This window comes from Dietzia alimentaria 72, from assembly GCF_000226215.1.
Classification (GTDB): Bacteria; Actinomycetota; Actinomycetes; order Mycobacteriales; family Mycobacteriaceae; genus Dietzia; species Dietzia alimentaria.
On sequence record NZ_AGFF01000008.1, the window covers coordinates 198646 to 225175 of the forward strand.

At 69.7% G+C, this 26530-nt stretch carries 23 protein-coding genes; 21 read left to right on the forward strand and 2 right to left on the reverse strand.

The annotated features are described in order from the left end of the window. The first annotated feature begins 59 nt into the window (after positions 1 to 59). From ON04_RS05485 to ON04_RS05565, 17 genes are all read left to right on the forward strand, one after another. Positions 60 to 1619 carry a UDP-N-acetylmuramoyl-L-alanyl-D-glutamate--2,6-diaminopimelate ligase gene (locus ON04_RS05485; protein WP_010540585.1) on the forward strand — a complete coding sequence of 520 codons (1560 nt, stop codon included), beginning with the start codon at positions 60 to 62 and terminating at the stop codon, positions 1617 to 1619. After that, complete coding sequence (locus tag ON04_RS05490) at positions 1616 to 3118, forward strand: UDP-N-acetylmuramoyl-tripeptide--D-alanyl-D-alanine ligase (RefSeq protein ID WP_010540586.1); 1503 nt, start codon at positions 1616 to 1618, stop codon at positions 3116 to 3118. Before ON04_RS05485 ends, ON04_RS05490 begins: the two co-directional genes overlap by 4 nt. Continuing rightward, on the forward strand, positions 3119 to 4213 hold the full coding sequence (gene mraY / locus ON04_RS05495) for a phospho-N-acetylmuramoyl-pentapeptide-transferase (protein ID WP_010540587.1): 1095 nt from the start codon (positions 3119 to 3121) through the stop codon (positions 4211 to 4213). Next, a complete protein-coding gene (gene murD, locus ON04_RS05500; protein WP_050815263.1) occupies positions 4210 to 5748 on the forward strand; it encodes a UDP-N-acetylmuramoyl-L-alanine--D-glutamate ligase in 1539 nt (512 codons plus the stop codon). The genes mraY and murD overlap by 4 nt, the downstream gene beginning before the upstream one ends. A gap of 4 nt (positions 5749 to 5752) precedes the next feature. Next, entirely contained in the window at positions 5753 to 7474 is a 1722-nt protein-coding gene (ftsW, locus tag ON04_RS05505) for a putative lipid II flippase FtsW (RefSeq protein ID WP_010540589.1), read from the forward strand. Next, positions 7471 to 8607, forward strand: a complete 1137-nt coding sequence (gene murG / locus ON04_RS05510) for an undecaprenyldiphospho-muramoylpentapeptide beta-N-acetylglucosaminyltransferase (RefSeq protein ID WP_010540590.1) — start codon at positions 7471 to 7473, stop codon at positions 8605 to 8607. Before ftsW ends, murG begins: the two co-directional genes overlap by 4 nt. 98 nt (positions 8608 to 8705) lie before the next feature. Continuing rightward, positions 8706 to 10148, forward strand: coding sequence for a UDP-N-acetylmuramate--L-alanine ligase (gene murC / locus ON04_RS05515; RefSeq protein WP_050815264.1), 1443 nt, complete (start codon positions 8706 to 8708; stop codon positions 10146 to 10148). 12 nt (positions 10149 to 10160) lie between these two features. Next, positions 10161 to 10982 (forward strand): cell division protein FtsQ/DivIB, encoded by an 822-nt coding sequence (locus ON04_RS05520; protein ID WP_010540592.1) that lies wholly within the window; start codon positions 10161 to 10163, stop codon positions 10980 to 10982. A 233-nt stretch (positions 10983 to 11215) separates the two neighbouring features. Beyond that, entirely contained in the window at positions 11216 to 12409 is a 1194-nt protein-coding gene (gene ftsZ, locus ON04_RS05525) for a cell division protein FtsZ (RefSeq protein WP_010540593.1), read from the forward strand. Between the two features lie 8 nt (positions 12410 to 12417). After that, the gene (pgeF, locus tag ON04_RS05530; protein WP_033444074.1) at positions 12418 to 13158 is read left to right on the forward strand and encodes a peptidoglycan editing factor PgeF; all 741 of its coding nucleotides are present in this window, start codon (positions 12418 to 12420) and stop codon (positions 13156 to 13158) included. Then, on the forward strand, positions 13155 to 13883 hold the full coding sequence (locus tag ON04_RS05535) for a YggS family pyridoxal phosphate-dependent enzyme (protein ID WP_010540595.1): 729 nt from the start codon (positions 13155 to 13157) through the stop codon (positions 13881 to 13883). The genes pgeF and ON04_RS05535 overlap by 4 nt, the downstream gene beginning before the upstream one ends. 71 nt (positions 13884 to 13954) lie before the next feature. Beyond that, positions 13955 to 14665 (forward strand): cell division protein SepF, encoded by a 711-nt coding sequence (locus ON04_RS05540; RefSeq protein WP_010540596.1) that lies wholly within the window; start codon positions 13955 to 13957, stop codon positions 14663 to 14665. Between the two features lie 78 nt (positions 14666 to 14743). After that, positions 14744 to 15043 carry a YggT family protein gene (locus ON04_RS05545; RefSeq protein ID WP_010540597.1) on the forward strand — a complete coding sequence of 100 codons (300 nt, stop codon included), beginning with the start codon at positions 14744 to 14746 and terminating at the stop codon, positions 15041 to 15043. A gap of 129 nt (positions 15044 to 15172) precedes the next feature. Beyond that, on the forward strand, positions 15173 to 16120 hold the full coding sequence (wag31, locus tag ON04_RS05550; RefSeq protein ID WP_010540598.1) for a DivIVA-like cell division protein Wag31: 948 nt from the start codon (positions 15173 to 15175) through the stop codon (positions 16118 to 16120). 126 nt (positions 16121 to 16246) lie between these two features. After that, complete coding sequence (locus ON04_RS05555) at positions 16247 to 16459, forward strand: hypothetical protein (protein ID WP_010540599.1); 213 nt, start codon at positions 16247 to 16249, stop codon at positions 16457 to 16459. Positions 16460 to 16739: 280 nt separating this feature from the next. Beyond that, entirely contained in the window at positions 16740 to 19934 is a 3195-nt protein-coding gene (ileS, locus tag ON04_RS05560; RefSeq protein ID WP_010540600.1) for an isoleucine--tRNA ligase, read from the forward strand. A 15-nt stretch (positions 19935 to 19949) separates the two neighbouring features. After that, positions 19950 to 21389, forward strand: coding sequence for a DNA polymerase IV (locus ON04_RS05565; RefSeq protein ID WP_010540601.1), 1440 nt, complete (start codon positions 19950 to 19952; stop codon positions 21387 to 21389). A gap of 34 nt (positions 21390 to 21423) precedes the next feature. Here the strand turns inward: ON04_RS05565 and ON04_RS05570 are convergent, their stop codons facing one another. Beyond that, complete coding sequence (locus ON04_RS05570) at positions 21424 to 22467, reverse strand: asparaginase (protein ID WP_010540602.1); 1044 nt, start codon at positions 22465 to 22467, stop codon at positions 21424 to 21426. Between the two features lie 162 nt (positions 22468 to 22629). On the opposite strand from ON04_RS05570, the gene ON04_RS05575 reads away from it, so the two are divergent. Further along, on the forward strand, positions 22630 to 23121 hold the full coding sequence (locus tag ON04_RS05575; RefSeq protein ID WP_010540603.1) for a WKL family lipoprotein: 492 nt from the start codon (positions 22630 to 22632) through the stop codon (positions 23119 to 23121). Between the two features lie 51 nt (positions 23122 to 23172). On the opposite strand, the gene ON04_RS05580 is transcribed toward ON04_RS05575, so the two are convergent. Next, positions 23173 to 24171: a hypothetical protein gene (locus tag ON04_RS05580; RefSeq protein WP_033444104.1), complete on the reverse strand. Its 999-nt coding sequence runs from the start codon at positions 24169 to 24171 to the stop codon at positions 23173 to 23175. A gap of 70 nt (positions 24172 to 24241) precedes the next feature. Here ON04_RS05580 and lspA point away from each other — a divergent pair, with 70 nt between their 5' ends. From lspA to ON04_RS05595, 3 genes are read left to right on the forward strand one after another with little or no spacing between them, the layout of a single operon-like run. Then, on the forward strand, positions 24242 to 24832 hold the full coding sequence (gene lspA, locus ON04_RS05585) for a signal peptidase II (protein ID WP_010540605.1): 591 nt from the start codon (positions 24242 to 24244) through the stop codon (positions 24830 to 24832). Further along, positions 24825 to 25751 carry an RluA family pseudouridine synthase gene (locus ON04_RS05590; RefSeq protein ID WP_010540606.1) on the forward strand — a complete coding sequence of 309 codons (927 nt, stop codon included), beginning with the start codon at positions 24825 to 24827 and terminating at the stop codon, positions 25749 to 25751. Before lspA ends, ON04_RS05590 begins: the two co-directional genes overlap by 8 nt. Continuing rightward, complete coding sequence (locus ON04_RS05595) at positions 25748 to 26497, forward strand: hypothetical protein (RefSeq protein WP_010540607.1); 750 nt, start codon at positions 25748 to 25750, stop codon at positions 26495 to 26497. The genes ON04_RS05590 and ON04_RS05595 overlap by 4 nt, the downstream gene beginning before the upstream one ends. Positions 26498 to 26530: the final 33 nt, after the last annotated feature.

Below are 26530 nucleotides of genomic sequence, written 5' to 3' on the forward strand. Positions count from 1 at the left end.
GTAGCGTGTAGCGGGTTCACGGGAGGGTGCGAGTACGGAAAGCGGGGCGAGGACAGGCGATGACCACAGCAGCAGAGCTGGCTGACGGGGCGGGGGCGACGCTGCTCGGAAACAGGGACGGGGCCGATGTCGTCCTGACAGGCGCCACCATCCGGGCCCAGGACGCCGGGCCCGGGATCCTGTTCGCGGCGCTCCCCGGCACCCGGTTACACGGCGCGGCCTTCGGTGCCACCGCTATCGAAGCGGGGGCGTCGGCGATTCTCACCGACGCCGAGGGCATGGAGACGATGGCTGCGGTCGCCGGCCGGGTCCCTGTTCTCGTTCATCCCGACCCCAGATCCGTCCTGGGTGAGGTATCCGCGTCGGTGGCCGGGGACCCTTCGGCGGATCTCGACGTGGTGGGCATCACCGGCACCTCCGGCAAAACCACCACGTCCTATCTTGTCGAGGCCGCGCTCGAAGGGTGCGGTCACACCGCCGGGCTCATCGGCACCACCGGCAGCCGCGTCGGTGGCCGAGCTTTGCCCAGCCGACTCACCACCCCCGAAGCCCCCGATCTCCAGGCACTGCTTGCCCGCATGCGCCAAGACGGGGCGAGGGCTGTGGCCGCAGAGGTCTCCAGCCATGCACTGCGCCTCGGGCGGGTCGACGGAACCCGCTTCGCAGTGGGCGCGTTCCTCAACCTGTCTCAGGACCACCTGGACTTCCACCCGGATATGGAGGACTACTTCCGGGCGAAATGTCGACTGTTCGACGCCGATGTGGACCCCGGCTCGTCGGTGCGCCCGGCGACGAAGGCAGTCGTGGTGATCGATGACGACTGGGGGCGACGTCTCCATGCGATGCGCCCGGACGCGGTGACCGTCTCCGCCGAATCCGGGGTCGACGCCGACTGGACGGCGGGGGAGTCCGCCACTACCGACCACGGCACCCAGATCTTCACCGTTCACGGACCGGACGCGTTCACCGTCGAGGTGGAGTTGCCCCTGCTGGGGCGTTTCAATGCGGCCAACGCGTTGGTGGCCCTCGCGATAATGGATGCCCTCGGCGAGGACGTCACCGCGGCCGCGACGGGTTTGGCGAATGTGCGTGTCCCCGGTCGCCTCGAGCCGGTGGTGCGCGGCCAGGATTTCCGGGTGCTGGTTGATTACGCCCATAAGCCGGGGGCCGTGGCCGCTGTCCTGCGGTCCGTGCGCGCCCAGACCACGGGGCGTGTGGCTGTGGTACTCGGTGCCGGGGGTGACCGTGATCCGGGCAAGCGCTCGCTGATGGGGGCCGCTGCGGCGGAGATCGCCGACTTTGTGGTGGTGACCGACGACAATCCCAGGTCAGAGGATCCGGCCACCATCCGGTCCGCTGTGCGCGCGGGGGCTGAAGGCAGGGCCGGGAAAGACACCGTGGTCGAGGAGATCGGGGACCGCGGTGCCGCGATCGCGGCGGCCGTCGACTGGGCGCGCACCGGTGACGCCGTGGTGATTGCCGGCAAGGGGCATGAGACCGGCCAGGAGATCAACGGGACCGTGTACCCGTTCGACGACCGGACCCGGGCAGCCGAAGAACTCGTACGTCGACTCGAATACACCGCCCCGACGGGCGAGACGGAGGACAGCACGTCATGATCGACCTCACCCTCGGCGAGATCGCCGGGATAGTCGGCGGGCGGTTGGTCGGAGGAGAGCCGTCCACCGCGGTCACCGGATCAGTGGAGTTCGATTCTCGACGCCTCGGCCCCGGTGGACTGTTCCTGGCGCTGCCCGGCGAACGCGTTGACGGTCACGACTTCGTCGCCCGCGCGATCGATGCCGGTGCGGCCGCGGCCCTCGTCGCCCGTGAGGTCGACGGGGTGGACGGCGCTCAGATCGTCGTCCCCGCCGTCGACCGGCGCGAGACCAACGCGATGGCGCTCGCGGCTGACACGGACGGCTCCGGCGCGGCTGTGCTTACCGCACTGGGTGCGCTCGCCCGCGCCAGCGTCGACCGACTGGTCGCCGACCACGGGCTCGTGGTGGTGGGGGTGACGGGCTCATCCGGCAAGACCAGCACCAAAGACCTCATCGGGGCGGTCCTCTCGGCGAAGGGCACTGTCGTGGCCCCGCCGGGATCGTTCAACAACGAGATCGGTCACCCGTGGACCGCCCTACGGGCCGATGAGACCACCGACTTCCTTGTGTTGGAGCTCAGCGCCCGTGCTCCCGGGAACATCACCGAACTCGCAGCCATCGCGCCGCCCCGCGTCGGGGTGGTGCTCAACGTGGGCACCGCGCACCTCGGCGAGTTCGGATCCCGAGACGTCATCGCCGCCACGAAGGGTGAGCTCGTCGAGGCGCTGCCCCCGCGGGCCATGGGAGGTGTCGCCGTTCTCAACGCCGACGATGATCGCGTCTCCGCCATGGCGCCGCGCACCAGTGCCGAGGTGGTGACGGTCGGCCACGACGGTTCCGCCGACGTGCGTGCGGAGGATGTGCGGCTCGACGACGAGGTCCGCGCCACCTTCCGCCTGATCACACCGCAGGGGGACGCAGACGTCGCGCTCCGGGTCCACGGCGAGCACCAGGTGGGCAACGCGCTGTCCGCCGCCGCCGTCGGCCTGGCCTGTGGCATGGAAGTCGAGCAGATCGCCGCAGCACTCGGCACTGCAGAGGCCGCCTCAGAGCGCCGGATGGACGTGCGCGTGACCGCGGACGGCGTGACCGTGATCAATGACTCGTACAACGCCAACCCCGATTCCATGCGGGCCGCCCTCAAGTCCCTGGCCGTGATGGCCCGGTCGGGAGGGCGTCCGCGACGGACGTGGGCCGTGCTCGGCGAGATGGGTGAACTGGGCGACGACTCGGTGATCGAGCACGACCTGGTGGGACGATTCCTCGTTCGTCTGGACGTATCCCAGCTCGTGGTGGTGGGCATAGGCCGTCCCCAACGAGCGATGTTCCAGGGCGCGATCCAGGAGGGTTCGTGGGGTTCCGAGGCCGACCATGTGGGTTCGGCGGAGGAGGCGATGGCGATCCTCGACGAGCGGGTGGAACCCGGCGACATCGTCCTGGTCAAGGCCTCGGCGGCCGTCGGTTTGTGGAGCGTCGCGGAGCACCTGCTCGCGGCGCGTGGTGAGGAGAAGTCGTAAATGACACAGATCATGGTCGCCGGCATCGTGGCCTTTGTCGTGAGCATCTTCCTGACGCCACTGCTCATCATCTACTTCCGCCGCCACGGATACGGGCAGGAGATCCGTCTCGAGGGACCGCAGTCCCACATGAGCAAGCGCGGAACCCCCAATATGGGCGGCATCGCGATCCTTGCCGCGGTGTGGCTCGGGTACATCGTGGCGGGGGTGATCGGACAGATCACCGTGGGTGGTGGCGGGTTCACCGCATCGGGCCTGCTCATCCTGGGCCTGGCCACCGCACTGGCTTTCGTGGGCCTGATCGATGACGGTCTCAAAGTGTTCAAGCGTCAGAACAAGGGCCTGGGCATCCTTTCCAAGACCATCGGTCAGATCCTCGCGGCGGTGGCTTTCGGCATCCTCGTCCTGCAGTTCCGCAACGGGGACGGGCTCACCCCGGCTAGCAGGTCGCTGAGCTACGTGCGTGACTTCGTGGCGGTGAGTTTCCCCGTCGTCGTCTTCCTCGTCTTTATCGTCTTCCTCGTCTACGGCTGGTCCAACGCGGTCAACTTCACCGACGGACTCGACGGACTGGCCGCTGGTTCCATGGCGATGGTCATGGGTACGTACGTGGTGTTCAGCTTCTGGCAGTTCCGCTACTCGTGCTTCTCCACCGCCGAGGGCGTTGACCTCTCCGGCTGCTACCAGGTACGCGACCCGCTGGACATCGCCGTGGTGTGTTCGGCCGCGCTCGGTGCGTGCCTGGGTTTCCTGTGGTGGAACGCCGCCCCGGCCAAGATCTTCATGGGCGACACCGGCTCCATGTTCCTCGGAGGCATCGTCGCGGGCGTGTCCGTGGTCTCGCGGACCGAACTTCTGATGGTCGTGGTGGGTGCCGTCTTCGTGATGGAGTTCGTCTCCGTACTCATCCAGGTCATCTCATTCCGCACCACCGGACGTCGCCCTTTCCGGATGACGCCCATCCACCACCACTTCGAGAATGGCGGCTGGAAGGAGACCACGGTGACCATCCGCTTCTGGCTGCTCGTCGCGATCTCCTGTGGTCTGGCCATCGCGCTGTTCTACGGCGACTGGCTCGCGAGCTCGACGGGATGACAGACGTGACCGACAGGAGCGAATTGGCAGCAGTACAGGGCCCCGACGTGCGCGGACTCGCCGGCCTGCGCGTGCTGGTGCTGGGCGCCGGAGTCTCCGGTCCGGGCGCGGTCCGCATCCTCCATGCGCTGGGGGCCGACCCCGTGGTGGCGGACTCACGGCCCGACGCCCTCGCACGGCTGCGTGAGGCGCTGCCCGACGACGCTGAATTCGTCGGCATCGATCTGGACCACGCCGCCGAGCTGCTCGATGGTTCTGCCGGTGGTCCCGAGGTGGACCTGGTAGTGACCAGCCCGGGCTGGCGGCCGGACTCCCCGCTCCTCCTCGCCGCCGCGGCCGGTGACGTCGCGGTGTGGGGCGATGTCGAGCTGGCATGGCGTGCCGATGCCGCCGAACTGTTCGGTCCCCGCCGCACCTGGCTCGCGGTGACCGGGACGAACGGCAAAACCACCACCACCTCGATGCTCGAGGCGATCTGCCTCGAGGCGGGCATGGCGGCCCGGGCGTGCGGAAACATTGGTCTGCCGGTGACGGACGTCCTGCTGGCCGAGCCGCGCGTCGACGTGCTGGCCGCCGAACTCTCGAGTTTTCAGCTGCACTGGGCGCCGAGTTGCCGGCCCGACGTGGGACTGGTGCTCAACATCGCCGAGGACCACCTGGACTGGCACGGTTCCCTGCAGGCGTATGCCGCTGCCAAGGCCCGGGTGCTGACCGGACGCGTGGCCGTGGCCGGCGCCGACGACGAGATCGCCGCGCGACTCCTCGCCGCCGCGCCCGCCGCCACGCGCATCGGATTCCGTCTCGGCGTGCCGTCGCCGGGGGAGTACGGAGTGGTCGACGATGTGCTCACCGCGAGGGTCGGCGGTGTGGGTCACCCGGACACTCATGTGGATCACCCCGAGAACGGCTCAGCCCCCGCGGTGGCGCTGCTACCGGCAGCGGACGTCCGCCCGGGCGGGCCCGCCGGCATCCTCGATGCGCTGGCGGCCTCGGCCGTGGCGATGTCTGTGGGTGCGCGACCCGAGCACGTGGCAGCGGCCCTGCGGTCATTCACGGTCGGGGCGCACCGTGCCGAGCCGGTTGAGACGATCGACGGGGTCCATTACGTGGACGACTCCAAGGCCACCAACCCCCACGCGGCCCGCACCTCGCTGCTCGGTGGTGGGGGACGGGTGTGGATCGCCGGAGGCCTGCTCAAAGGCGCCGACGTCGACCCCCTGGTCGCCGAGGTCGCCGACGTCCTGCGGGGCGTGGTGCTGATCGGCCGGGATCGGGGCCTGATCGCCGAGGCATTGGCCCGACACGCGCCCTCGGTGCCGGTCGTTGAGCTGGCCTCGGGAGACGATGACGGTGCCACGGCTCCCGACGAGCCGCAGCAGACGATGGACCGGGCGGTCGAGGAGGCCGCACGGATGGCCAACGGTGGCGACACGGTACTGCTCGCCCCCGCAGCCGCATCGATGGACATGTTCACCGATTACGGCCACCGCGGGCGAAGCTTCGTCCTCGCTGTGGGCCGTGTGGCCGGGAGGTAGGGACATGGCAGTGAAAGAGACCGCCGGCAGGGGCGCACGCCCCGCACCCGCGTCCGGCGCGCGGGCGGGAACCGATACCGGCTCCGAGGCCCGACCGGACGTGCTCGCCCGCATCGCCGGGCCGCTGGCCGCCATCAGTCGCGCACCTCTGACCTCGTACCACGTGGTCATGGTCGTCACCGCCCTGCTCACCGTGATCGGGCTGGGAATGGTGCTGTCCAGCTCCAACGTCCTGGCCATCTCCGGTGGGGGTACACCGTTCGATATCTTCCTCCGCCAGGCACTGTTCGTGGTGATCGGCTGGGCCGGCTTCATGGTGGCCCTGCGGATGCGGATCGAAGCACTGCGCGCGCTCGCTTTTCCGCTGCTCGCGGTGTCCGTCCTGCTGCTGGTAGCGGTGCTCGTGCCCGGCGTGGGTTCCGAGGTGAACGGCTCACGCGGCTGGATAAGCCTCGGGTTCTTCTCGATACAGCCCGCGGAGATCGCGAAACTCGCCTTCATCGTCTGGGCCTCGTCGGTGATCGCCAAGCGGATGCGGACGGGTTATTGGCTCGATCTGCTCTTCCCGGCCGTGATCGGCTACGCCGTGGTGGCGGCGCTCATCGTCGTCGCCCCGGACCTGGGTATGGCGACAGCCGTCACCATCGCCTTCCTCTGCGTGCTCTGGTTCGCCGGTTACCCCACGCGGCATTTCCTGTGGGTGATCGCGTTCGGAGTCGTCGTGTTTGGCATTCTCGCGGCGGCGTTCGCCTACCGCTTCGAGCGGATCCGCACCTTCGTCGACACCTTTCGCGGTGACTTCTCCAACCCTCAGGGCTCGGCGTACCAGTCGTATCAAGGCATGCTCTCCCTGGCAGACGGCGGACTCTTCGGGGTCGGGCTCGGGCAATCCAGCGCCAAGTGGTTCTACCTCCCCGAGGCGACCAACGACTTCATCTTTGCGATCATCGGCGAGGAACTCGGCTGGTTCGGTGCCGCCGTGGTGGTCTCGCTGTACCTGACCCTCGGCTGGGTGGGCATGCGGATCTCGACCCGCTCGGTCGACCCCTTCCGTCGGCTGCTCGCCGGGACCATCACGGCGACGATCGTCCTGCAGGCGTTCATCAACATCGGTTACGTGGTGGGCCTGCTGCCGGTGACCGGACTGCAGCTGCCGTTGATCTCCAACGGCGGTACCTCGGCCGTTATCACCCTGGCCTCCCTCGGAATCCTCGCCAACTGTGCCCGGCACGAGCCCGAGGCGATCTCCGCGATCCTCAGTTCGTCGCATCGGCGTCGTCGTTGGTTCTCGTTGCCGGCCCCTCGCCCCTACACACCCGAGCGTCCGGTGCCAGCCTCGTCCACGCCCGGCCGTTCCAGCGCCGGCACCCGCCGGTACGGCGAGCCCGTCACCCGGCAGCAACCTCCTCGACCCGCAGGGTCCGCACCGCGCGGCAACAACGGTTCGCGACGTACCGCACAGCCGGCACCCGTCCCGCGACCGCCTCGGGGCACGCCCCGGGCTCCCGCGTACGAGAGCATGCCGATCCCCGCAGACGCAGCCCGTGACCGGCGCCGTGGTGCCACCGCGATGACCGGCCGCACCGCGCGTCCCGTGCGTGGACGTGAGGCGGAACGTACCCAACCGCGGCGCCCGGCTCCTGACGCGACCCGTCAGCCGCCCGGCTCTCGTCAGGCGCCCGCCGCCGGTAAGCCGAGCCCGATTCACAGGGGAAGGGACCGATGAGTAGTCCGACAGCCTCGGGACCTTCCGTCCTCGTGGTGGGCGGCGGCACCGCCGGCCACATCGAACCCGCCCTCGCGGTGGGGGAGGCGGTCAACGCTCTCGACCCGACCGCACGCGTCACCGCCGTCGGCACCCCCCGCGGACTCGAGACCGAGATCGTCCCGCGTCGCGGCGTGCCCCTCGAACTGGTCGACCCCGTCCCGCTGCCCCGCACCATCGGCGGCGACCTGTTCCGGCTCCCCGGACGGATGATTCGCGCCGTACGCGGCGCCCGGGAGATGCTGCGCCGAACCGAGGCCGATGTCGTGGTGGGCTTCGGCGGGTACGCCTGCGTACCCGTCTACCTGGCAGCAGCCGTCCCTATCGGCCGCGGTCGTTCGCGTCGCCGAGTGCCGATCGTCGTCCACGAGGCCAACTCCCGTGCCGGGATCGCCAACAAGCTCGGAGCCCGCTTCGCCGTCGCGACGCTGGCCGCCGTCACCGACTCCGGCCTCGACGCCCGCGTGGTGGGTAACCCGGTCAAACGCTCTGTCGCCACGCTGGACCGGGCCTCGCTTCGGCCGCAGGCCCGGGCAGCGTTCGATCTGGACCCCGACGCCCCTACGTTGCTGGTCGTGGGTGGCTCGCAGGGCGCCCAGTCACTCAACACCGCCATGGCGGGAGTGGCGGAGGAGTTCTCCCGCGCCGGGGTGGCCGTTCTCCATGCGGTGGGGCCGAAGAACGTCGACGACGCGCCCGCGCCCGGCAACGACGGCGCGCCGTATGTCACCGTCCCCTACCTGGACAGGATGGATCTGGCCTACGCCGCCGCCGACCTGATCCTGTGTCGTGCCGGCGCCATCACCGTGGCCGAGGTCTCCGCGGTCGGACTGCCCGCGGTCTTCGTCCCGTTGCCGCACGGCAACGGTGAGCAGGCCCTCAACGCCCGAGACCTCGTGGCCGGAGGTGCTGCGCTGATCGTGGACGACGCCGACCTGAACGCCGACTACCTGCGGTCGGAGGTCCTGCAGCTCGCGCTGGACGCCGACCGCCTCCAGACGATGTCCGCGGCCGCCGTCAGCGGTGGCTCCCGAGATGCGGCGGAGGTCGTGGCGCGAATCGCGCTCGACGCCGCCGGAAAGGCCGCTCGTTGACCGAGAGCACCCCGCCCGCAGCCACGCCGTCACCCGGCGCCGTACCCGTCGGCGAAGCCCCCGTCGACGACGTTCCTTCGGCGCTCACACGCGTGCATATGATCGGCATCGGCGGCGCCGGGATGTCCGGTGTCGCGCGCATCTTGCTCGACCACGGCGTGGCCGTCTCGGGCAGCGACGCCCGCGACTCGGTGGACCTGCGCGCACTCCAGGCCCGCGGCGCCGTCGTGCGGGTGGGCCACCACGCCGAGGCGCTCGGCGACCCCGCGACCCCGCCGGACGCGGTGGTGGTATCCAAGGCCGCGATACCGACGGACAACCCCGAGCTCGTCGCGGCCCGCGCCGCCGGGATTCCCGTGGTCACCCGGTCGCAGGTCCTGGGCTCACTGGCCCGGGCGGGCCGGTCGATCATGGTGTGCGGAACCCACGGGAAGACCTCCACCACCTCGATGCTCATCGCGGGAATGCTGGCTTCCGGGTCAGATCCCTCCTTCGCGGTGGGCGGCACGGTCCTGCAGTTCGGCACCAACGCGCGTGGCGGCGCCGACCCGGTGTTCGTGGCCGAGGTCGACGAGTCCGACGGTTCGCTCGTACACTACGAGCCCGACGTGGTGATCCTCACCAACGCCGAGCCCGACCACCTTGACCACTTCGGCACCGCCGAGGCGTACTACGAGGTCTTTGACACCTTCCTCGCCCGCATCCCCTCGACCGGCGCGCTGGTGGTGTGCCTCGATGACGAGGGCGCGTCCGAGCGCGCACGCCGCGCCGCGACCGCCGGGGTCCGTGTGGTGGGCTACCGGACCTCGACCGGCCCCGCGACCGACCTGCCGGTGGTGGGGGAACTGTCGGCGATCACGGTTGACTCCGATGGTGCCCGAGCCCGGCTCACGCTCGACGGCGCGGACCGCGGTGAACTGCATATCGGTACCCCGGGTGAGCACATGGCGCTTAACGCCCTCGCAGCGCTCCTGGCCGCACGCGAGGTCGCAGGCAGCACCGACACCGATGTCGCCGGCTTCCTCTCGGGGCTGTCCGGCTTCGGGGGAGTGGGACGTCGCTTCGAACCCAAGGGCACCGCGGCCGTCGGTGACGGCGAGGTCCGGGTGTTCGACGACTACGCACACCACCCGACCGAGGTCACCGCTGTGCTGGGCGCTGCCCGCGAGATCGTGGCCACCGAGGGTGGCCGCCTGATCGCGGTGTTCCAGCCCCACCTGTACTCGCGGACCCGCATCTTCGCCGAGGAGTTCGGGCAGGCGCTCTCCCTCGCGGACGAGGTGGTGGTGCTCGATGTGTACGGGGCGCGCGAGCAGCCCGAGCCCGGCGTCGACGGCGGCCTGGTGGCCCGGTACGTGACCTCGTCGGCCCACCACGTTCCCGACCTCGATGCGGCACTGGCCGCGGTGTTCGGCATCATCCGGCCGGGCGACGTGGTGTTCACCCTCGGCGCCGGTGACATCACCACGCTCGGCGCTCGTATCGTCGCGGGCCCTCGTCACGGAGAGGCGGCCTCCGCCGCCTCCGGCCCGGGGTCGTGAGGGATACACACCATGATCGACGACCCTGTCGACCGGCCGAACGACGAGCCGGAGTCCATGACGGACGACCCGGACCGCCGCCTCGACGCCGCCACCGTGCGCAGCTCCGACGAGCGTGTGCGGCACTCCGACCCGACCGTGCGTGCCCGGCTGCGGCGGCGTCGGCGACGCACCAATCGCATCTACGCGGGCCTCGGCGCGACCCTGGTTGTGCTGCTGATCGGCTACGTGGCGTTGTACTTTCTGCCCGTGTTCTCCGTCCGTGAGGTCAAGGTGGTCGGGACGACGTCTATCCCGCAGGAGATCGTGACCGAACGTGCCGCGGTGATCCCCGGCACGCCGCTGCTGCAGGTGGACACCCACAAGATCGCCCGGCGCGTCGCGGGCATCCCGAGGGTCGATCAGGTGACGGTCAAGCGTGACTACCCGTCGGGTTTACGGATCCAACTCGTCGAGCGGACTGCGCTCGTGATGGTGGAGGTCGACGGTGCCCTGCACCTCGTCGACGCCCAGGGCATTGACTTCGGCGAAGGGGAACCCCCGCCCGGTACGCCATTGCTGACGGTGGGGGAGTCGGCGAGAGCCGAACTGCCCGGGGTCGTCCGCGATCTGGCCTCGGTCTTCGACGAGGTCCGTGGCACGGCGGGCCAGGAGATCACCTCGGTCGAGGTGCAGACGCCGGCGTCCATCGTGCTGACGCTGGCCGATGGACGGATCGTGGAATGGGGGGCCGCCGGACGAGACCACGAGAAGGCGGTGGCCCTGCAGATGGTGCTCGAGCAGCCCGGCGAGATCTGGAACGTGTCGAACCCCGCCCTTCCGGCCTCCCGGTAAAATCCCAACGAACGAATTTTCAGTCCCTCGGGACGCGGTAGACACGACACGCCCGCGAGCCTCGTGGACGTGCGGGGCCGGTGCCCCTACCGTGTGTTTCGACGGCGGAAAAGGCCTCTGACCAGCAAGTTTAACCCTCAACTAGAGGGTGAGACTTCAGGCTCCTGGAACTATCGCCCGAGACAAACTCACCTGAACCGAGCACGACACCCCCATAGGAAGGCCGGGCCTCGATGAGCTCACCGCACAACTACCTCGCAGTCATCAAGGTCGTCGGGATCGGCGGCGGCGGCGTCAACGCCGTCAACCGGATGATCGACGAGGGGCTGAAGGGTGTCGAGTTCATCGCGGTGAACACCGACGCACAAGCCCTCCTCATGTCCGACGCCGACGTCAAGCTCGATGTGGGCCGCGAACTCACGCGCGGACTCGGCGCCGGCGCTGACCCGGAGGTCGGGCGCAAAGCTGCCGAGGACCACAAAGACGAGATCGAAGAGGTCCTCAAGGGTGCCGACATGGTGTTCGTCACCGCCGGCGAGGGCGGCGGCACCGGTACCGGTGGTGCGCCCGTGGTGGCGGCCATCGCCCGCAAGCTGGGCGCGCTCACGGTCGGCGTGGTCACACGCCCGTTCTCGTTCGAGGGCAAGCGTCGCGGCGGTCAGGCCGACTCGGGCATCGATCAACTGCGCGAGGCCTGCGACACGCTGATCGTGATCCCCAACGACCGGCTCCTCCAGTTGGGTGACGCCGGGGTGTCGATGATGGAGGCCTTCAAGACGGCCGACGAGGTCCTGCTCAACGGTGTCCAGGGCATCACCGACCTCATCACCACGCCGGGCGTGATCAACGTCGACTTTGCCGACGTCAAGGGCGTCATGTCCGGTGCCGGGAGCGCTCTGATGGGTATCGGCTCCTCGCGTGGCGAGGGTCGGGCCTACAAGGCGGCCGAGGCCGCCATCAACTCGCCGCTGCTCGAGACGACGATGGAGGGCGCCAAGGGCGTGCTCATGTCGATCGCCGGTGGTAGCGACCTGGGGCTGTTCGAGATCAACGAGGCCGCCACGCTCGTGCAGGAGGAGGCGCACCCGGACGCCAATATCATCTTCGGCACCGTCGTGGACGATTCGCTGGGCGACGAGGTCCGCGTGACCGTCATTGCCGCCGGTTTCGACGGCGGTTCGCGTCCGGTCACGGCTGGTTCCGCGCAGCCGCGCCGTGGACGCCACCACCTCGGCGACGACGAGTCCGTGCCCGGCGCCTCCGGAGACACCGGCGGCGCCTCCGAGCTCGGATCGACCCCCCTCGGCAGCGGGCGCCGCGAGGAGTCGGCGTATCCGGCGTCCTCCGGCTCGTCCACGACCGCGTCCTCGTCGCGCCGTCGTGATGACGACGACGACATCGACGTCCCGCCCTTTATGCGGCACTGACTCCTGAGATGTCGCCTCATGCCCCGGGGCGCGTCCGCCGGGTGGTCACCGACCGCCGCGGCGGAGCGTCTTCCGGTGACTTCGACTCGTTCAACCTTGGCGATCACGTCGGGGACGCCCCCGCCGCGGTGGCGGCAAACCGGACCCGCCTCGCCCGCCGGATAGGGCTGCCCGCCTCGGACGTGGTGTGGATGGACCAGGTCCACGGCACCCGCATCGCCCGCGTCACACGCCCGACCGGCGGCGCGGTGCCCGCCACCGACGGGCTCGTCACCGACCGGCCGGGTCTGGCGCTGGCGGTTCTCACCGCGGACTGTGTCCCGGTGCTGGCCGCCGACGAGCAGGCCGGCGTGATCGGTGCCGTGCACGCGGGACGAGTGGGGGCTGTCGGCGGGATCGTGCCGTCTCTGATCGGGGCCATGACCTCTCTCGGTGCAGACCCGGCGAGGATCACCGTCCTGCTCGGACCCGCCGCGGCGGGGGAACATTACGAACTGCCCGATCACCTGGCAGACGAGGTCGAGGCCGCACTTCCAGGCAGTCGCGCCCGGACCGTCGCGGGCACCGCCGGAGTGGATCTGCGCAAGGGCATCACGCGCCAACTGGCCGGGCTCGGCGTCACCCGTGTCGACTCGGATCCGCGGTGCACCATCGCCGAGGAGAGTCTGTTCTCGTATCGGCGTCAGGGGCGGACCGGACGACAGGCCTCGGTCATCTGGAGGCAGACGCAGGACGGAGGACGGACATGACGGACACCCGATCGGACGAACTGGCGACGCGTCTCGCCGCGACCAGGGAACGCGTGGATGCGGCCCGGGCCGCGGCCGGCCGGACGGACCCGGTCGACCTCGTCGTCGTGACAAAATTCCACCCGGTCACCGACGTGCTCCACCTGGCCCGCCTCGGGGTGCGCGACGTGGGCGAGAACCGCGTCCAGGAGGCCGCCGCCAAGGTCGACGAGCTCGCGACCGCCGACGCTGAACTGGCCGCGGCGGTGCGCTGGAACATGGTCGGCCACATCCAGTCCAACAAGGCTGCCGCCGTGGCTGGCTGGGCAGATCGTGTGCACTCGGTGGACTCCGTCAAGGTTGCCAACGGGCTGCAGAAGGGGCGCGCCCGCGCCGCGGACGAGCGCGAGGGTGTGGCCGCGCTGTCGGTGCTGCTGCAGTTGAGCCTCGACGGAGACACCTCCCGTGGCGGCGTCACCCGTGACGATCTCGGGCCCCTCGCCGACCACGTGGCCGGACTGGACCACCTCCGCCTGGCGGGGCTCATGGTGGTGCCGCCCCTGGAGGGTGAAGCCGCTGCGCACTTCGCCGACGCCGCGCGTGTCCACGCCGAACTGCTCCGGTCACACCCGGATGCGGTGGACTTCTCCGCCGGCATGTCCGGGGATATCGAAGAGGCGATCGCGGCGGGTTCGACATGCGTGCGTGTCGGAACGGCGATACTCGGCCCCCGACCAGTAGTTTGAGTTCCAGCCTCGTGGGACGGATCCCGCGAAGAGAAGCCCGCGACGCCCCGTTATCAGGAAGGTCCCGGAAGATGAGTGCAATCGCCCGGTTCAAGGAGTACTTCGGAATGGCGCCCGTCGCGGCGTACGAGGACGAGTACCTGGACGACTATGACCGCCCGGTCCACCACGACGTCCGCGCCCCCCGCGGGCTGCACGACGAGGATGGCCTGGGGCCCGTCGCGCGCGATCGTCGGGACGACTACGGCTACGCCGAGGACCGCTATACCGAAGACCGCTACGCCGAGGAGCCCGCGCCGCGGGCCCGCGTGTCCGACCTCGACGCGGTCGACGAGCGGATCGCCATGCGCTCACGTGGCGGCCTCGATGAGCCGGCGCCCCGTACGCGCCGCTACCATGCCGCAGAGGCCGGAGCTCGCGCCTCGCTGCGCGGTGTCCCCGCCACCAGAGGTGCCGTGGCGCTCGCGCCCGAGGAGGAGTTCGTGGAAGACGGCCTCGTGACCGTGCCCGAGACAGTGGTCGAGCGTCCCCGCGGTTTCGGCGACGGCAAAAGCCTCGGCGAACACTTTCGCGCCGGCCGCGCCGTCGTTCTGGACCTGTCCACCATGGCCGGTGGAGACGCCCGCCGCATGGTCGACTTCGCCGCCGGACTCGTCTTTGGGCTCGACGGGCGGATGGAGAAGGTGGCCGATCGTGAGCGCACCTTCCTGCTCCAGCCTGCCGGCATGGACCTCACCGAGGCCGAGATCCGCGACGCGGTCAATGGCGCCTTCCGGCGTTGATACAGCTCACCGAAGCAGTGGCAGGTATCGACGGGGTGCCCTCGGCGCGGTGTCACCGAGTGCCAGTAGGGTTGGGCCGTGCTTGAAACCCTGAAGGTTCTCGACGTCATCATCCAGGTCTTCTGGTACATGCTCCTGGCCCGGATCGTGGTGGAGATGATCGCCTCGTTTTCCCGCGGCTGGAGCCCGAAGGGCTTCTTCGCCGTGGTGGCGGAAGTGCTGTTCACCATCACCGACCCGCCGGTCAAGGCCCTGCGCAGGGTGATCAAGCCGGTACGGCTCGGCCAGGTTTCCCTGGATCTCTCGGTGCTGGTGTTGTTCCTGATCCTGATGGTTCTCCGAATGGTTTTGGGCATAATGATTGGAACATTGCGGTAGTCAGTCGCGACCAGTAGGTGACGCGCGGGCCGAATGTGACTAGATTGGCACGCGTTAAGGTAGTAATTAAGTCGTGGGTCCGGTGCGAATTCGCCGGGCCGGCACCCGAGACGACCACGAGGGGTATCCATGCCGTTGACTCCAGCCGATGTGCACAACGTCGCTTTCTCCAAGCCGCCGATCGGCAAGCGGGGCTATAACGAGGACGAGGTCGACACGTTCCTTGACCTGGTCGAGACCGAGCTGTCCCAGCTCGTCTCGGACAATGAGGAGCTCCGCCACCGGGTGGACGAACTGAGCAAGGACCTCGAGAAGGCTCGCAAGGAGAAGGCCTCCAAGGCTGACGCTGCGAGCGCCTCGGTCGCCGGCGATCAGACTTCAGCCCCCGCTGCGGCGGCTGCGCCGGCCGCGGCAGCCGCGCCCACCACTCCGGCGCCCGCCGCTGCTGCAACGCCGTCGTTGGCCAAGAGCGAGGACAGTGGCGCCGCGAACTCCGATACCCACCTTCGCGCCGCCCGCGTGCTGGCCATGGCGCAGGAGATGGCCGACCGGCTCACGGGTGAGGCCAAGAAGGAGTCCGACGGGCTCATGACCAAGGCGCGCGGCGAGTCCGACCGTCTGGTCGGCGACGCCAAGTCGCAGTCCGACAAGATGGTCGGAGACGCCCGCAAGGAAGCCGATAAGATCCTCGGCGACGCCAAGGCCAAGTCGGACGGCATCGTGAAGGACGCGCAGACCCGCTCCGAGCAGCAGGTCAAGGAGGCGCAGTCCAAGGCCGACGCGCTGCAGGCCGACGCCGAGCGCAAGCACACCGAGATCATGGCCACCATCAACCAGCAGCGTGGTGTTCTCGAGGGCCGGATCGACCAGCTACGCACGTTCGAGAAGGACTACCGCAGCCGGCTCACCAGCTACCTGGAGAACCAGCTCAGCGAGCTCGGCAAGTCCGGCTCGGCGGCTCCCGCCTCGCCCACATCGTCCTCCGCGGCCACCGCGTCCTCCGCGTCCCCCTCGGACAGCAGCACTGGTTCGTCCGTCCAGGGCTCTAACAAGGACGGCGGCCACCGCGCCGAGTGATCCTCGTAGAGCGACGCGTCGGTCCCCGCCCCTACCCAGGTGCGGGGATCGACGTATATTCGATGACAAAGTAGGGGCCGCCGTGAGCCATGTGACCCCGCGACGCCACAGGGGCAGGAGGCACGAATGCTCATCGCAGCACTCGGACTGACCGTTCTCGGTTTCGCCTTTCTGGTGGCCGCCGTTGCGACAGGGCAGATCGGCTGGGCCTGGGCCTGCATCCTGGTGGGTGCGGTGGGACTGCTACTGCTGGTCGTCGACCTTGTCCGAGGTCGCGGCGGGCGCGGCCGCGATGCCGGCAGAACGCCTGAAGAGGCGGAGACTCGGGCCGAGGGGTAATATCGACCTCATGTCCGGCCATGAGCCGGATGCGCACTGAACCGGCCATCACCGGGGAGCGCTCGGAAGAACGGTCGGCCCCGCGTGGGACGGCTCAGTAGAACCGAACGGGGGAGCCCGTCACAGCCCGACCCACGAGTGGGCGTCGCATGTCGTCGCCAAACGGGGTGGTACCGCGGACGGAGCGCGCCAGACGCGATCCGGATCGTCCCCGAGCGCAGGCCAGACGGCCCCACGGACGCGACTCGTGAGGGCCCCGTACGCGAGGAGTCCGCCCCACATGAGCACAGACCCGGCCAACCATGTGCCCGCCGCCACCGGCAGCGCGTACCCGATCCTCGACCTGACCGGAGGGACCACGGCGCAGACGCCGTCGTTCCCCGCACTCGAGGAGACCGTCCTGAAACGGTGGGACGAGCGCGACACCTTCCGCGAATCCATCCGCAACCGTGCTGATGCCGAGGAGTACGTCTTCTACGACGGCCCCCCGTTCGCCAACGGCCTGCCCCACTACGGTCACCTGCTCACCGGATACGTCAAGGACGTGATCCCGCGCTACCGGACCATGCGCGGCTACAAGGTGGACCGCCGCTTCGGCTGGGATTGCCACGGCCTTCCCGCCGAGTTAGAGGCGGAGAAGCAGCTGGGGATCACCGAGAAGTCGCAGATCCTCGAGATGGGGCTGGCCGAGTTCAACGAGGCCTGCAGGACCTCGGTCCTCCAGTACACCGACGACTGGGAGGAGTACGTCCACCGCCAGGCCCGCTGGGTGGACTTCGAGAACGACTACAAGACCCTGGACATCGACTTCACCGAATCCGTCCTGTGGGCCTTCAAACAGCTGTACGACAAGGGCCTGGTCTACAAGGGATTCCGCGTGCTGCCCTACTCCTGGTACGAGCAGACGCCGCTGTCCAACCAGGAGACGCGACTCGACGACGCCTACAAGATGCGGCAGGATCCGGCCGTCACCGTGGCACTTCCGCTGGAGGCGTCGCAGGACAGCCCGTTCCACGGCGCCGAGGCCCTGGTCTGGACCACCACTCCGTGGACCTTGCCGTCGAACCTCGCGGCCGCCGTGCACCCCGACACCGACTACGCGGTGGTGCGGGTGAACACCGGTGATCTGGCCGGACGGACGTTCGTGCTGGCCGAGGCCCGCCGTGACGTGTACTCCGCCGAGTTCGGCGAGGATGCCGAAGTCGTGGCCACCGTCAAGGGCTCCGAGCTCGTGGGCACCCCGTACATCCCGCCCTTCGACTTCTTCGCCGGCCACGCCAACGCGCACGTGGTGCTCTCCGCCGACTACGTGACGACCGAGTCCGGTACCGGTGTCGTTCACCTGGCGCCCGCCTTCGGCGAGGAGGACAAGGACGCCTGCGACGCCGCCGGCATCGAGCTGGTCATCCCTGTGGGTCCCGACGGCAAGTTCACTGCCGAGGTGCCGCCGTACGCGGGCCAGTTGGTCTTTGATGCGAACGCGCCCATCTCCCGGGACCTCAGGGCCGCGGGCAAGCTGGTGCGGCACGAGACCATCGAGCACTCCTACCCGCACTCCTGGCGCTCCGGGCAGCCGCTCATCTACATGGCGCTGCCCGCGTGGTTCGTCAAGGTCACCGCATTCCGGGATCGCATGGTGGAGCTCAACCGTGAGCACATCACATGGATGCCGGAGCACGTGCGGGACGGCCAGTTCGGCAAGTGGCTCGAGGGTGCCCGCGACTGGAACATCAACCGCAACCGATACTGGGGTGCCCCGATCCCGGTGTGGGAATCCGACGACCCGGCCTACCCACGCGTCGACGTGTACGGGTCGCTCGACGAGCTCGAGGCCGACTTCGGTGTCCGCCCCACAGACCTGCACCGCCCGTACATCGACGAGCTCACCCGACCCAACCCGGACGACCCGACCGGCAGGTCCACCATGCGCCGCGTGGCGGACGTGTTCGACTGCTGGTTCGAATCCGGCTCGATGCCGTTCGCCCAGGTGCACTACCCGTTCGAGAACAAGGAGTGGTTCGACTCCCACTTCCCGGGCGACTTCATCGTGGAGTACAACGGTCAGACCCGCGGCTGGTTCTACACCCTGCATGTATTGGCCACGGCCCTGTTCGACCGCCCGGCGTTCACGCACGTCGCGGCCCACGGCATCGTCCTGGGCAGCGACGGGCTCAAGATGAGCAAGTCCAAGGGCAACTATCCGGACGTCATGGAGGTGTTCTCCCGCGACGGCTCGGACGCCATGCGGTGGTTCCTCATGAGCTCCCCGATCCTGCGGGGCGGCAACTTGGTGGTGACCGAGCAGGGCATCCGCGAGGGCGTTCGCCAGGCCATGCTTCCGCTGTGGAACTCGTACAGCTTCTTCCAGCTGTACGCCGCCGAGCGGGCCACCTGGCGCACCGATTCACCGCACGTGTTGGACCGCTACATCCTGTCCCGGCTGTCCTCGACCCGCGACGCCATGACCCAGGCGCTCGATGTGACCGATATCGCGGCGGCGTGCGACGAACTCCGCCTGTTCGCCGACGCCCTGACCAACTGGTACGTCCGCCGTTCGCGCTCGCGTTTCTGGGCCGGCGAGTCCTCGGGGCAGGACTCCCGCGACGCCTTTGACACCCTCTACACGCTGCTCGAGACCACCATGCGGTTGGCGGCCCCGCTGCTGCCGCTGATGAGCGAGGTCGTGTGGACCGGGCTCACCGGTGAGGAGTCGGTGCATCTCACGGACTGGCCGGCGGCCGACGAGCTTCCCGGCGACGACGAGTTGGTGGAAACCATGGAGGCCGTGCGCGCGGTGTGTTCGACCGTGTCCTCGGTCCGCAAGGCAAAGCAGCTGCGCGTGCGCCTTCCGCTGAATTCGCTGACCGTCGCGATGCCGGACGCCGAGCGCCTGCGCCCGTTCGTCGGGCTCATCGCCGACGAGGTCAACGTGCGCGAGGTGCACCTGACCAGCGATGTGGCTGCCCACGGCCGGATGGAGTTGGCCGTCAACGCCCGCGCCGCCGGCCCTCGCCTGGGCAAGCAGGTGCAGGTCTGCATCAAGGCGTCCAAGTCCGGGGACTGGACCGACGAGGACGGCGTGGTCACCGCCGGTGGCATCCGCCTCGAGGACGGCGAGTTCGAGCACCGATTGGTCGCCGCGGATCCGGAGTCCACGGCAGCTTTGCCGGGTGGCGCCGGACTGGTGGTCCTGGATCTGACGGTCACCGAGGAGCTGGAGGCCGAGGGCTGGGCCAAGGACCGGGTCCGCGAGATCCAGGAGGCCCGACGTGCGGCCGGCTTCGACATCTCCGACCGCATCCGCGTGCGTATGGAGGTGCCCGCAGCTCGACGTGAGTGGGCCGACCGCCACGCGCAGCTGATCGCCGGCGAGGTCCTGGCCACCGATTTCGCGGTGGTGGACGCGCTCGACCCAGCGGACGGGGATCCCGTGGACCTGGCTGAGGGCGTCCGGATGACGCTGGCTCGGAATTGACGGGGTAGGGCCGCCGTGACCGGCGGGCAGGATCGGTGGGTCCTGCACGTGGACATGGACGCCTTCTTCGCGTCCTGTGAGCAGCTGACCCGCCCGACCCTGCGGGGCCGGCCGGTGCTTGTGGGCGGGGTCGGCGGCCGTGGCGTGGTGGCGGGCTGTTCGTACGAGGCGCGTGCGTTCGGGGCTCGTTCGGCCATGCCGTCGCACCAGGCGCGCAGGCTGATCGGTCCGTCGGCGGTATTCCTGCCACCGCGGATGGCGGTGTACCGCGCGTTGAGCCGCCGGGTGTTCGAGGTGTTCGCCGAGAACGCCCCGGTGGTGGAGCAGGTGTCGGTAGACGAGGCGTTCCTCGAGCCCCCTGAGCTGCGCGGCGCCGATTCGGAGCGGACCCGCGCGTGGGCGCAGGCCCTGCGGGCGGCGATCCGCGAGGCCACCGGGCTGCCGGCGTCGGTGGGGGCGGGCGCCGGCAAGCAATACGCCAAGATCGCCTCGGAGCTGGCCAAGCCGGATGGGGTCGCGGTGGTCTCGCGCCGTGATCACGCCCGGATCCTGGACCCGTTGCCGGTGCGCAGCCTGTGGGGGGTGGGTCCGGTGGCGGGGGAGCGGCTCGCCCAGTTCGGGATCGCCACAATAGGCGACTTGGCGGCAATGGACCACGACGACGTGACTCACGCCCTCGGCAAGACCGTGGGCCCGGCGATCGCCCGGATCGCGCGCGGCTACGACGACCGGCCCGTCCACGAGCGGGCCGAGGCCAAGCAGATCAGTGCGGAGAGCACTTTCGCTGCCGATCTCACTACCGCGGGTCAGGTCGCGGCGGCGGTCCGGCGGTCGGCAGAGGGGGCGCACCGCCGCCTGCTCGTCGACGGCCGCGCTGCGCGCACGGTGACGGTCAAGGTCCGGCGGTCCGATTTCACCTCCATCACCCGCTCGTACACGTTGCCGGAGGGCACAACCTCTCTCGAGACGATCATCTCGGTGGCCCGCTCACTGGCGCCGGACCCGGTCGACTTCGGCGCGATCCGCCTGCTCGGCGTGGGCGTGTCGGGTCTGACAGAGTTTTACCAGGACGCGTTGTTCGAGCAGGAGTTCGCACCCGGCCCACGGACATCCGATGACGACGGCGAGGACCTGCCCGACATCGTGGGAGTAGGCACCACCGTCACCACGGAGGATTCCGGCTCAGCAGATCCCGACGACCGTGCCGCGGACGGGTCGGCTGTCGACGCGCCCCCGGCGATCGGCGCGTGGCGGACCGGTGAGCAGGAACGGTTCCGGACCGGGGCGGATGTGCGGCATCCGGATTTCGGTCACGGCTGGGTCCAGGGCTCGGGGCACGGCCGCGTCTCGGTGCGTTTCGAGACGGCGGCCACCGGGCCGGGCCGTATGCGCACCTTCGCCGACGACGACCCCGCCCTCGAACCGGCCGATCCCCTCGACTCACTTGGCTGGTGACCACCCGCCGCGCAAGCCCCGAGGTCACGGCTCATCAGCTGTAGAGGTGGTACCGGCCCCACCGGCGTCGGACCTCTGCGGCCCCGGAGTCAGTGGCGCCGGAGTCAGAGGCTCCGGCCACGGAGAGTAGCGCGGCCAGGAGGACGCGAGCCTGTCCCGAGCGGAGGTAGCCGCTGCTCAGCACGCCGCGGGCTTCGAGTTCGGCCCCGCCTCCCTGGCCCCCGTAGGTCGCTGAGGCCTCCCCTCGGGGGACTCGCGTGCTGGCCACCACCACTATCTCGGGGCGATCTTCGGCCAACTCAGCGACGGCCTCCGCGACGAGTGGAGGAAGGTTGCCGGAGCCCGTCCCCTCGAGGACCAGCCCGCGGGCCCCGGCATCGACGCAGGCGCGCAGCGCGGCGGCGTCGGAGCCCGGCGGGCACGCCACCACGTCCACGCGGGTGTCGGTGAAGCGGGCGCGACCGGCCAGCGTGGGCCGATCGAGCTCGGGTGGGAGATCCTCGACGGGATGCTCGGGCGAGTTCCGGGCAAACGCGACGGGGTCGGTGGTGTGCCATTTCCGGACGCCGCGGGCCTGGAGGATCGCACGTCCCAGGACCACCAGCACGCCGAGGTCGCGGGAGACGGGGTCGGCGGCGAGCAGCACCGCGTCGAGCAGGTTGGCGGGGCCGTCTGCTTGCGGATGATCGGCTGGGAGCTGTGCTCCGGTCAGTGCGACGGGCCGTGGGTCGGCGTGGTGGAGGTCGATCGCCATGGCGGTCTCCTCGAGGGAATCCGTCCCGTGGGTGATCACCACCCCGCAGACCCCGGGGTCGGCCAGGACATCGGTTACCGCCTCGACGAGACGGTCCCATTCTTTGGGCCCGAAGCTGTACGAGTCGCCGTCCAGGACGGCGCGCGCGCTCACCTGAACCTGCTCCGGCAGCACGGCCCGAAGACCGTCGAGCATTGCTTGCGTCGCGGGGTCGGAGTCACCGGCCACGACCGTCCCGTCGGGGCCCGTCGAGGCCGTGATCGTGCCTCCGGTGGTGCAGATCACTACGTGGGGGGTGTCTGTGCTGGTCTCGGCGCTGTTCACCCGGTCCACAGTGGTGGGCGGACGGCCCGTCGTCAACCATCCCGGCCGCTGTCGATGGAACAATGACGATTCCGTGTTCGTTGGGCCGGTGACGCGGTCAGCGAACCGCACCGGGCCCGCACGCTCTTGCTCGGAATCGCACATACGACGAAAGGACCACGCGTGAGTCTTCGACGGACCATCGCCGCAGTCTCCCTGTCCGCCTTCGCGCTGGGTGGCCTGGCCGCCTGCGGGGGCGAGGACAACACCCGGGAGACGGCACCGGCCCCCACCACGTCCGCGCAGGAAGTCGCCGCCGTGCCCACCGCCGAGGAGCTGACCCAGCTGCTCGACCGCGCGTCCGACCCCGCAGTGCCCGTGGAGGAGAAGGTCGACCTGGTCGAGGGCGGCGCCGAGGCCCCGGAGATCTTTGACCAGATCGCCGCGCTCAAGTCCGAGCAGGGCGCGAGCGTGACCATCACCGGTGTGGCCGAGGGCGATATCCCCGGCACGTTGATCGCCAACGCCGTGATCGCGCAGCCCGGCCAAGAGGACATCAACGTCCAGGCCCAGTTCATCAACCAGGGCGGCCAGTGGCAGCTGCAGAAGGCGTTCGCCTGCGCGCTGATCACCAACGCCGGCCTCGAGCCGCCGGCGACCTGCGCAGCGGCCTGACAGGCCTCTCGCGATCTGACCAGCCCACCGCGGCCGACTGATGCCAACTGATCAGTCGACGCTGCGGAACTGCAAAACCGAGTCCTCGTCGTAGGACGTCTTCCGACCCGACTCGGGGTCGGTGTAGACGGCCCGCGTCGAGGACTCGGTTTTTCCGTCCACGGGCAGTGCTGCGCGCAGGTCGATGGTGAGTTCGCCGGAGCCGCTGACGGCGTAGGTCTCTACGTCCAGCGTCACGCCGGGACCGCCGTCGGGTGCGGGGGCGGTGAGGGTGTCGGCGGTGTCGGGGGCGTCGTACTCCACCCGGACGGTGGCCACGTCGCCGTCGAGGGCTGTGAGTTCGTAGGTGACCACGCGGGTCGGTGCCACTGCGTCGTCGACCTGCCGGGTGACGGTCCAGCGGGCGCCCACGCCGATCGCCTCGGTGGGCCAGGCGACGGTGGCCTCCGAGACGGCGTTGGCGGTGATCTCCACCCCGGCCCGGGCGGCGTCGGTGGCGCCGGTGGGTGCTTCGAGCGAGAGTTCGCGCACGATGCCGTTCGAGCTGCGGTTCCAGGTGACGGTGAAGCCGGGCGCGGTGGCGAACTGGGCGTTGCGCAGTTCGTCCACGGAGGTGAACTCCTCGGCCACGACCGTGGCGCGCTGCGCCCCGTCGACGTCGGGTTCGGACTCCCCCTTGAGGGTGAGGGTCTGCGCGGGAGTGGTGTCGGTCCGCGGCTCCGTTCCCGGCACGGAGGTGCTGGAGTTCCCCGAGCGGGTGACGTCGACCACCGCAGGTTCGCGAGAGGGTGCGTATTCGAGGACGCGGCGCTCGCCTCCACCGGCATCGATCAGGGAAACGTCGGGTGCCGGCCCCGGGTCGACCTTTACTGCGGGTTCGAGGCCCTGGGTGTCCGCGGAGCTGCTGGGCGCCCGGTCGGCGGCCTCATCGGATTCAGCGCACGCCGCCGCGCCCACCAGGAGAGCGGCGGCCAGCGCGGCGGCCACCAGACGGCGGCCGCGGTGAACGGGTCGGAAGAGGCCGGGGGCAGGGAGCGATCGCGGGTCCACGGGCACGAGCCTAGAGGGTCGCCACCCCGGGGCCACGGCGTCCGCGAGCTCATCAGCGATACTGGAGCCCATGACTGAGACCAACGAGCCGCGGTCCGATGCGCCGACGCAGACGCCCGGGTACTTCCGGGCCGGGCCGGTACTCATGCTGGGTCTGGGTGCGGGGATCGTGATCCTCGATCAGATCACCAAGGTCCTGGCGGTGGCGAAGCTCGAGAATGCAGCGCCGATCCGCCTCGTGGGGGACACGGTTCGTCTGGTGTTATTGCGCAACCCGGGCGCTGCGTTCTCTATGGCGACAGAGCTGACCGTGGTGCTGAGTGTCGTGGCGACCGTCGTGGTCCTGGGACTGCTCTGGTTCTCGCGTCGGGTGCATTCAACGTGGTGGGCCTGCGGACTCGGCTTGATCCTGGGCGGCGCCGCCGGCAATCTGATTGACCGCTACTTCCGGTCGCCGGGGATCCTGGAGGGCCACGTGGTGGACTTCATGTCGATCGGCTGGTGGCCGGTATTCAACGTGGCGGACTCGTCTCTGGTCGCCGGGGTGATCGTGGTGGCCGTGGCGGTGCTGCGGAGCATCGACTATGACGGTGCACCGGTCGCGCTCGCGAACTCCACGGGCCCTGTGGACGCCGACGAGGAGGATCCCACCGATGGGTGAGGTACGGACGTTCCCCGTCCCCGACGGCCTCGACGGCATGCGCGTCGACGCCGGAGTCTCCCGGCTGCTGGGGCTGTCCCGGACCGCGGTCGCCGATCTGGCGGTCGAGGGCAAGGTTCTGCTCGACGGCCGCGCCGTGGGTAAGTCCGACAGACTCACGGGGATGAGCTGGATCGAGGTCGAGATGCCGGCGCCGCGGGCCGAGCCGGCGGTGGTGGCCGAGCCCGTCGAGGGGATGGCGGTGCTGTATTCGGATGCGGACATCGTCGTCGTCGACAAGCCCGTCGGCGTGGCCGCCCACGCCTCCGTGGGCTGGACCGGCCCCACGGTCATCGGCGGTCTCGCGGCGGCCGGGTACCGCATCTCCACCTCCGGCCCGCCCGAGCGCAAGGGGATCGTCCACCGTCTGGACGTGGGCACCTCAGGGCTGATGGTGGTGGCGGCCTCCGAGCGGGCGTACACGCTGCTCAAGCGGGCCTTCCGTGACAGGACGGTCGACAAGACCTACCACGCGCTGGTGCAGGGCCATCCCGATCCGCTGGCAGGGACCATCGATGCCCCGATCGGCAGGCACACATCGTCGGACTGGCGGTTCGCCGTGACCTCCGACGGCAAGCACTCCATCACCCACTACGACACGCTCGAGGCGCACCAGGCCGCGACGTTGGTGGAGGTGAAACTCGAGACCGGGCGGACCCATCAGATCCGCGTGCACTTCTCGGCACTGCACCACCCGTGCGCGGGCGATCTCACCTACGGCGCCGATCCGGTGCTGGCCAAGCGGCTGGGGCTGGAGCGTCAGTGGTTGCACGCCGTGGGGCTCGGGTTCGAGCATCCGGGCACGGGGTCGCGCGTCGACTTCACCAGTACCTACCCCGACGATCTCCAGAGCGCGATCGACGTCCTGCGCTCGGCATGAGTTCGCCGGCTCGGGCACCCCTGCCGCTGCGGGTGCTCAAGGTAGCCGGTGTGGGCGTGGTGATCGTGCTGGCGTTGGTGGCGATCCTCACTGCCCTGCGTACTGATCCGCCGCGTAGCCCGGGCGTGATGAGTGACGCCGTGGGGCCCGAGCATGATGAGCCCGTCGACGACTATGCCGCGCGTGTGTCCGACACCCTGGCCACCGCAGACGGCGACCGGGACACAGCACGCTGGGCGCTCGTGTCCTTGACGGATCCGTGGTCGGTTGCCGAGGCGGCGGACGTGGTTCGCGACCTGCCGCGGGTCTCGCGGATGTTCGTGCAGGTGCCGGTGGACGGTGTCGCGATGCCCGTCACCGGCGCCACCCTGCCCGAGCCGATCGCGGGGGACAGCGGGCGCGGGGAGGTATTTGACCGGGGGCTGCGGCAGGTGAGTGCCGTACTCGGGGCGGGCACGGCACCCACCGACCGGGCTGGCGAGAACGTGGCCGGCGAGGGCCGAGCCGCCGCCGTGGCCTCGCTCACTGTCTCCCGCATCCGCGCCAGCGACCCCGCGATCATCGGGCTCCTCGCCCGCGGTACCAGTGAGCAGCTGCGCGTGGTGGCCGAGCACCCGCGGGTCCGCGCGGTCGAGGCGTTGCCGCCGGACGCGGTGTGGGGTCGCTTCGCCATCCGCCCACTGCTGCCACAGCAGACTGAGGTGGCATCGCCGCTGCCCGACACGGCCCCCGTTCCGGCCGGCTGAACCTGCCGGGCGCATGAGCTGGGGCCACCTCTG

Excerpts from the sequence above, each read along its gene's own strand:
- ON04_RS05520 (WP_010540592.1), top strand. The coding sequence starts at position 10,161 with ATGATCGACGACCCTGTCGACCGGCCGAACGACGAGCCGGAGTCCATG.
- ON04_RS05555 (WP_010540599.1), top strand. The coding sequence starts at position 16,247 with ATGCTCATCGCAGCACTCGGACTGACCGTTCTCGGTTTCGCCTTTCTG.
- murG (WP_010540590.1), top strand. The coding sequence starts at position 7,471 with ATGAGTAGTCCGACAGCCTCGGGACCTTCCGTCCTCGTGGTGGGCGGC.
- ON04_RS05590 (WP_010540606.1), top strand. The coding sequence starts at position 24,825 with ATGGGTGAGGTACGGACGTTCCCCGTCCCCGACGGCCTCGACGGCATG.
- mraY (WP_010540587.1), top strand. The coding sequence starts at position 3,119 with ATGACACAGATCATGGTCGCCGGCATCGTGGCCTTTGTCGTGAGCATC.
- murD (WP_050815263.1), top strand. The coding sequence starts at position 4,210 with ATGACAGACGTGACCGACAGGAGCGAATTGGCAGCAGTACAGGGCCCC.
- ftsZ (WP_010540593.1), top strand. The coding sequence starts at position 11,216 with ATGAGCTCACCGCACAACTACCTCGCAGTCATCAAGGTCGTCGGGATC.
- ftsW (WP_010540589.1), top strand. The coding sequence starts at position 5,753 with ATGGCAGTGAAAGAGACCGCCGGCAGGGGCGCACGCCCCGCACCCGCG.
- wag31 (WP_010540598.1), top strand. The coding sequence starts at position 15,173 with ATGCCGTTGACTCCAGCCGATGTGCACAACGTCGCTTTCTCCAAGCCG.
- murC (WP_050815264.1), top strand. The coding sequence starts at position 8,706 with ATGATCGGCATCGGCGGCGCCGGGATGTCCGGTGTCGCGCGCATCTTG.
- ON04_RS05485 (WP_010540585.1), top strand. The coding sequence starts at position 60 with ATGACCACAGCAGCAGAGCTGGCTGACGGGGCGGGGGCGACGCTGCTC.
- ON04_RS05595 (WP_010540607.1), top strand. The coding sequence starts at position 25,748 with ATGAGTTCGCCGGCTCGGGCACCCCTGCCGCTGCGGGTGCTCAAGGTA.
- ON04_RS05540 (WP_010540596.1), top strand. The coding sequence starts at position 13,955 with ATGAGTGCAATCGCCCGGTTCAAGGAGTACTTCGGAATGGCGCCCGTC.
- ileS (WP_010540600.1), top strand. The coding sequence starts at position 16,740 with ATGAGCACAGACCCGGCCAACCATGTGCCCGCCGCCACCGGCAGCGCG.
- ON04_RS05490 (WP_010540586.1), top strand. The coding sequence starts at position 1,616 with ATGATCGACCTCACCCTCGGCGAGATCGCCGGGATAGTCGGCGGGCGG.
- ON04_RS05535 (WP_010540595.1), top strand. The coding sequence starts at position 13,155 with ATGACGGACACCCGATCGGACGAACTGGCGACGCGTCTCGCCGCGACC.
- pgeF (WP_033444074.1), top strand. The coding sequence starts at position 12,418 with ATGTCGCCTCATGCCCCGGGGCGCGTCCGCCGGGTGGTCACCGACCGC.
- lspA (WP_010540605.1), top strand. The coding sequence starts at position 24,242 with ATGACTGAGACCAACGAGCCGCGGTCCGATGCGCCGACGCAGACGCCC.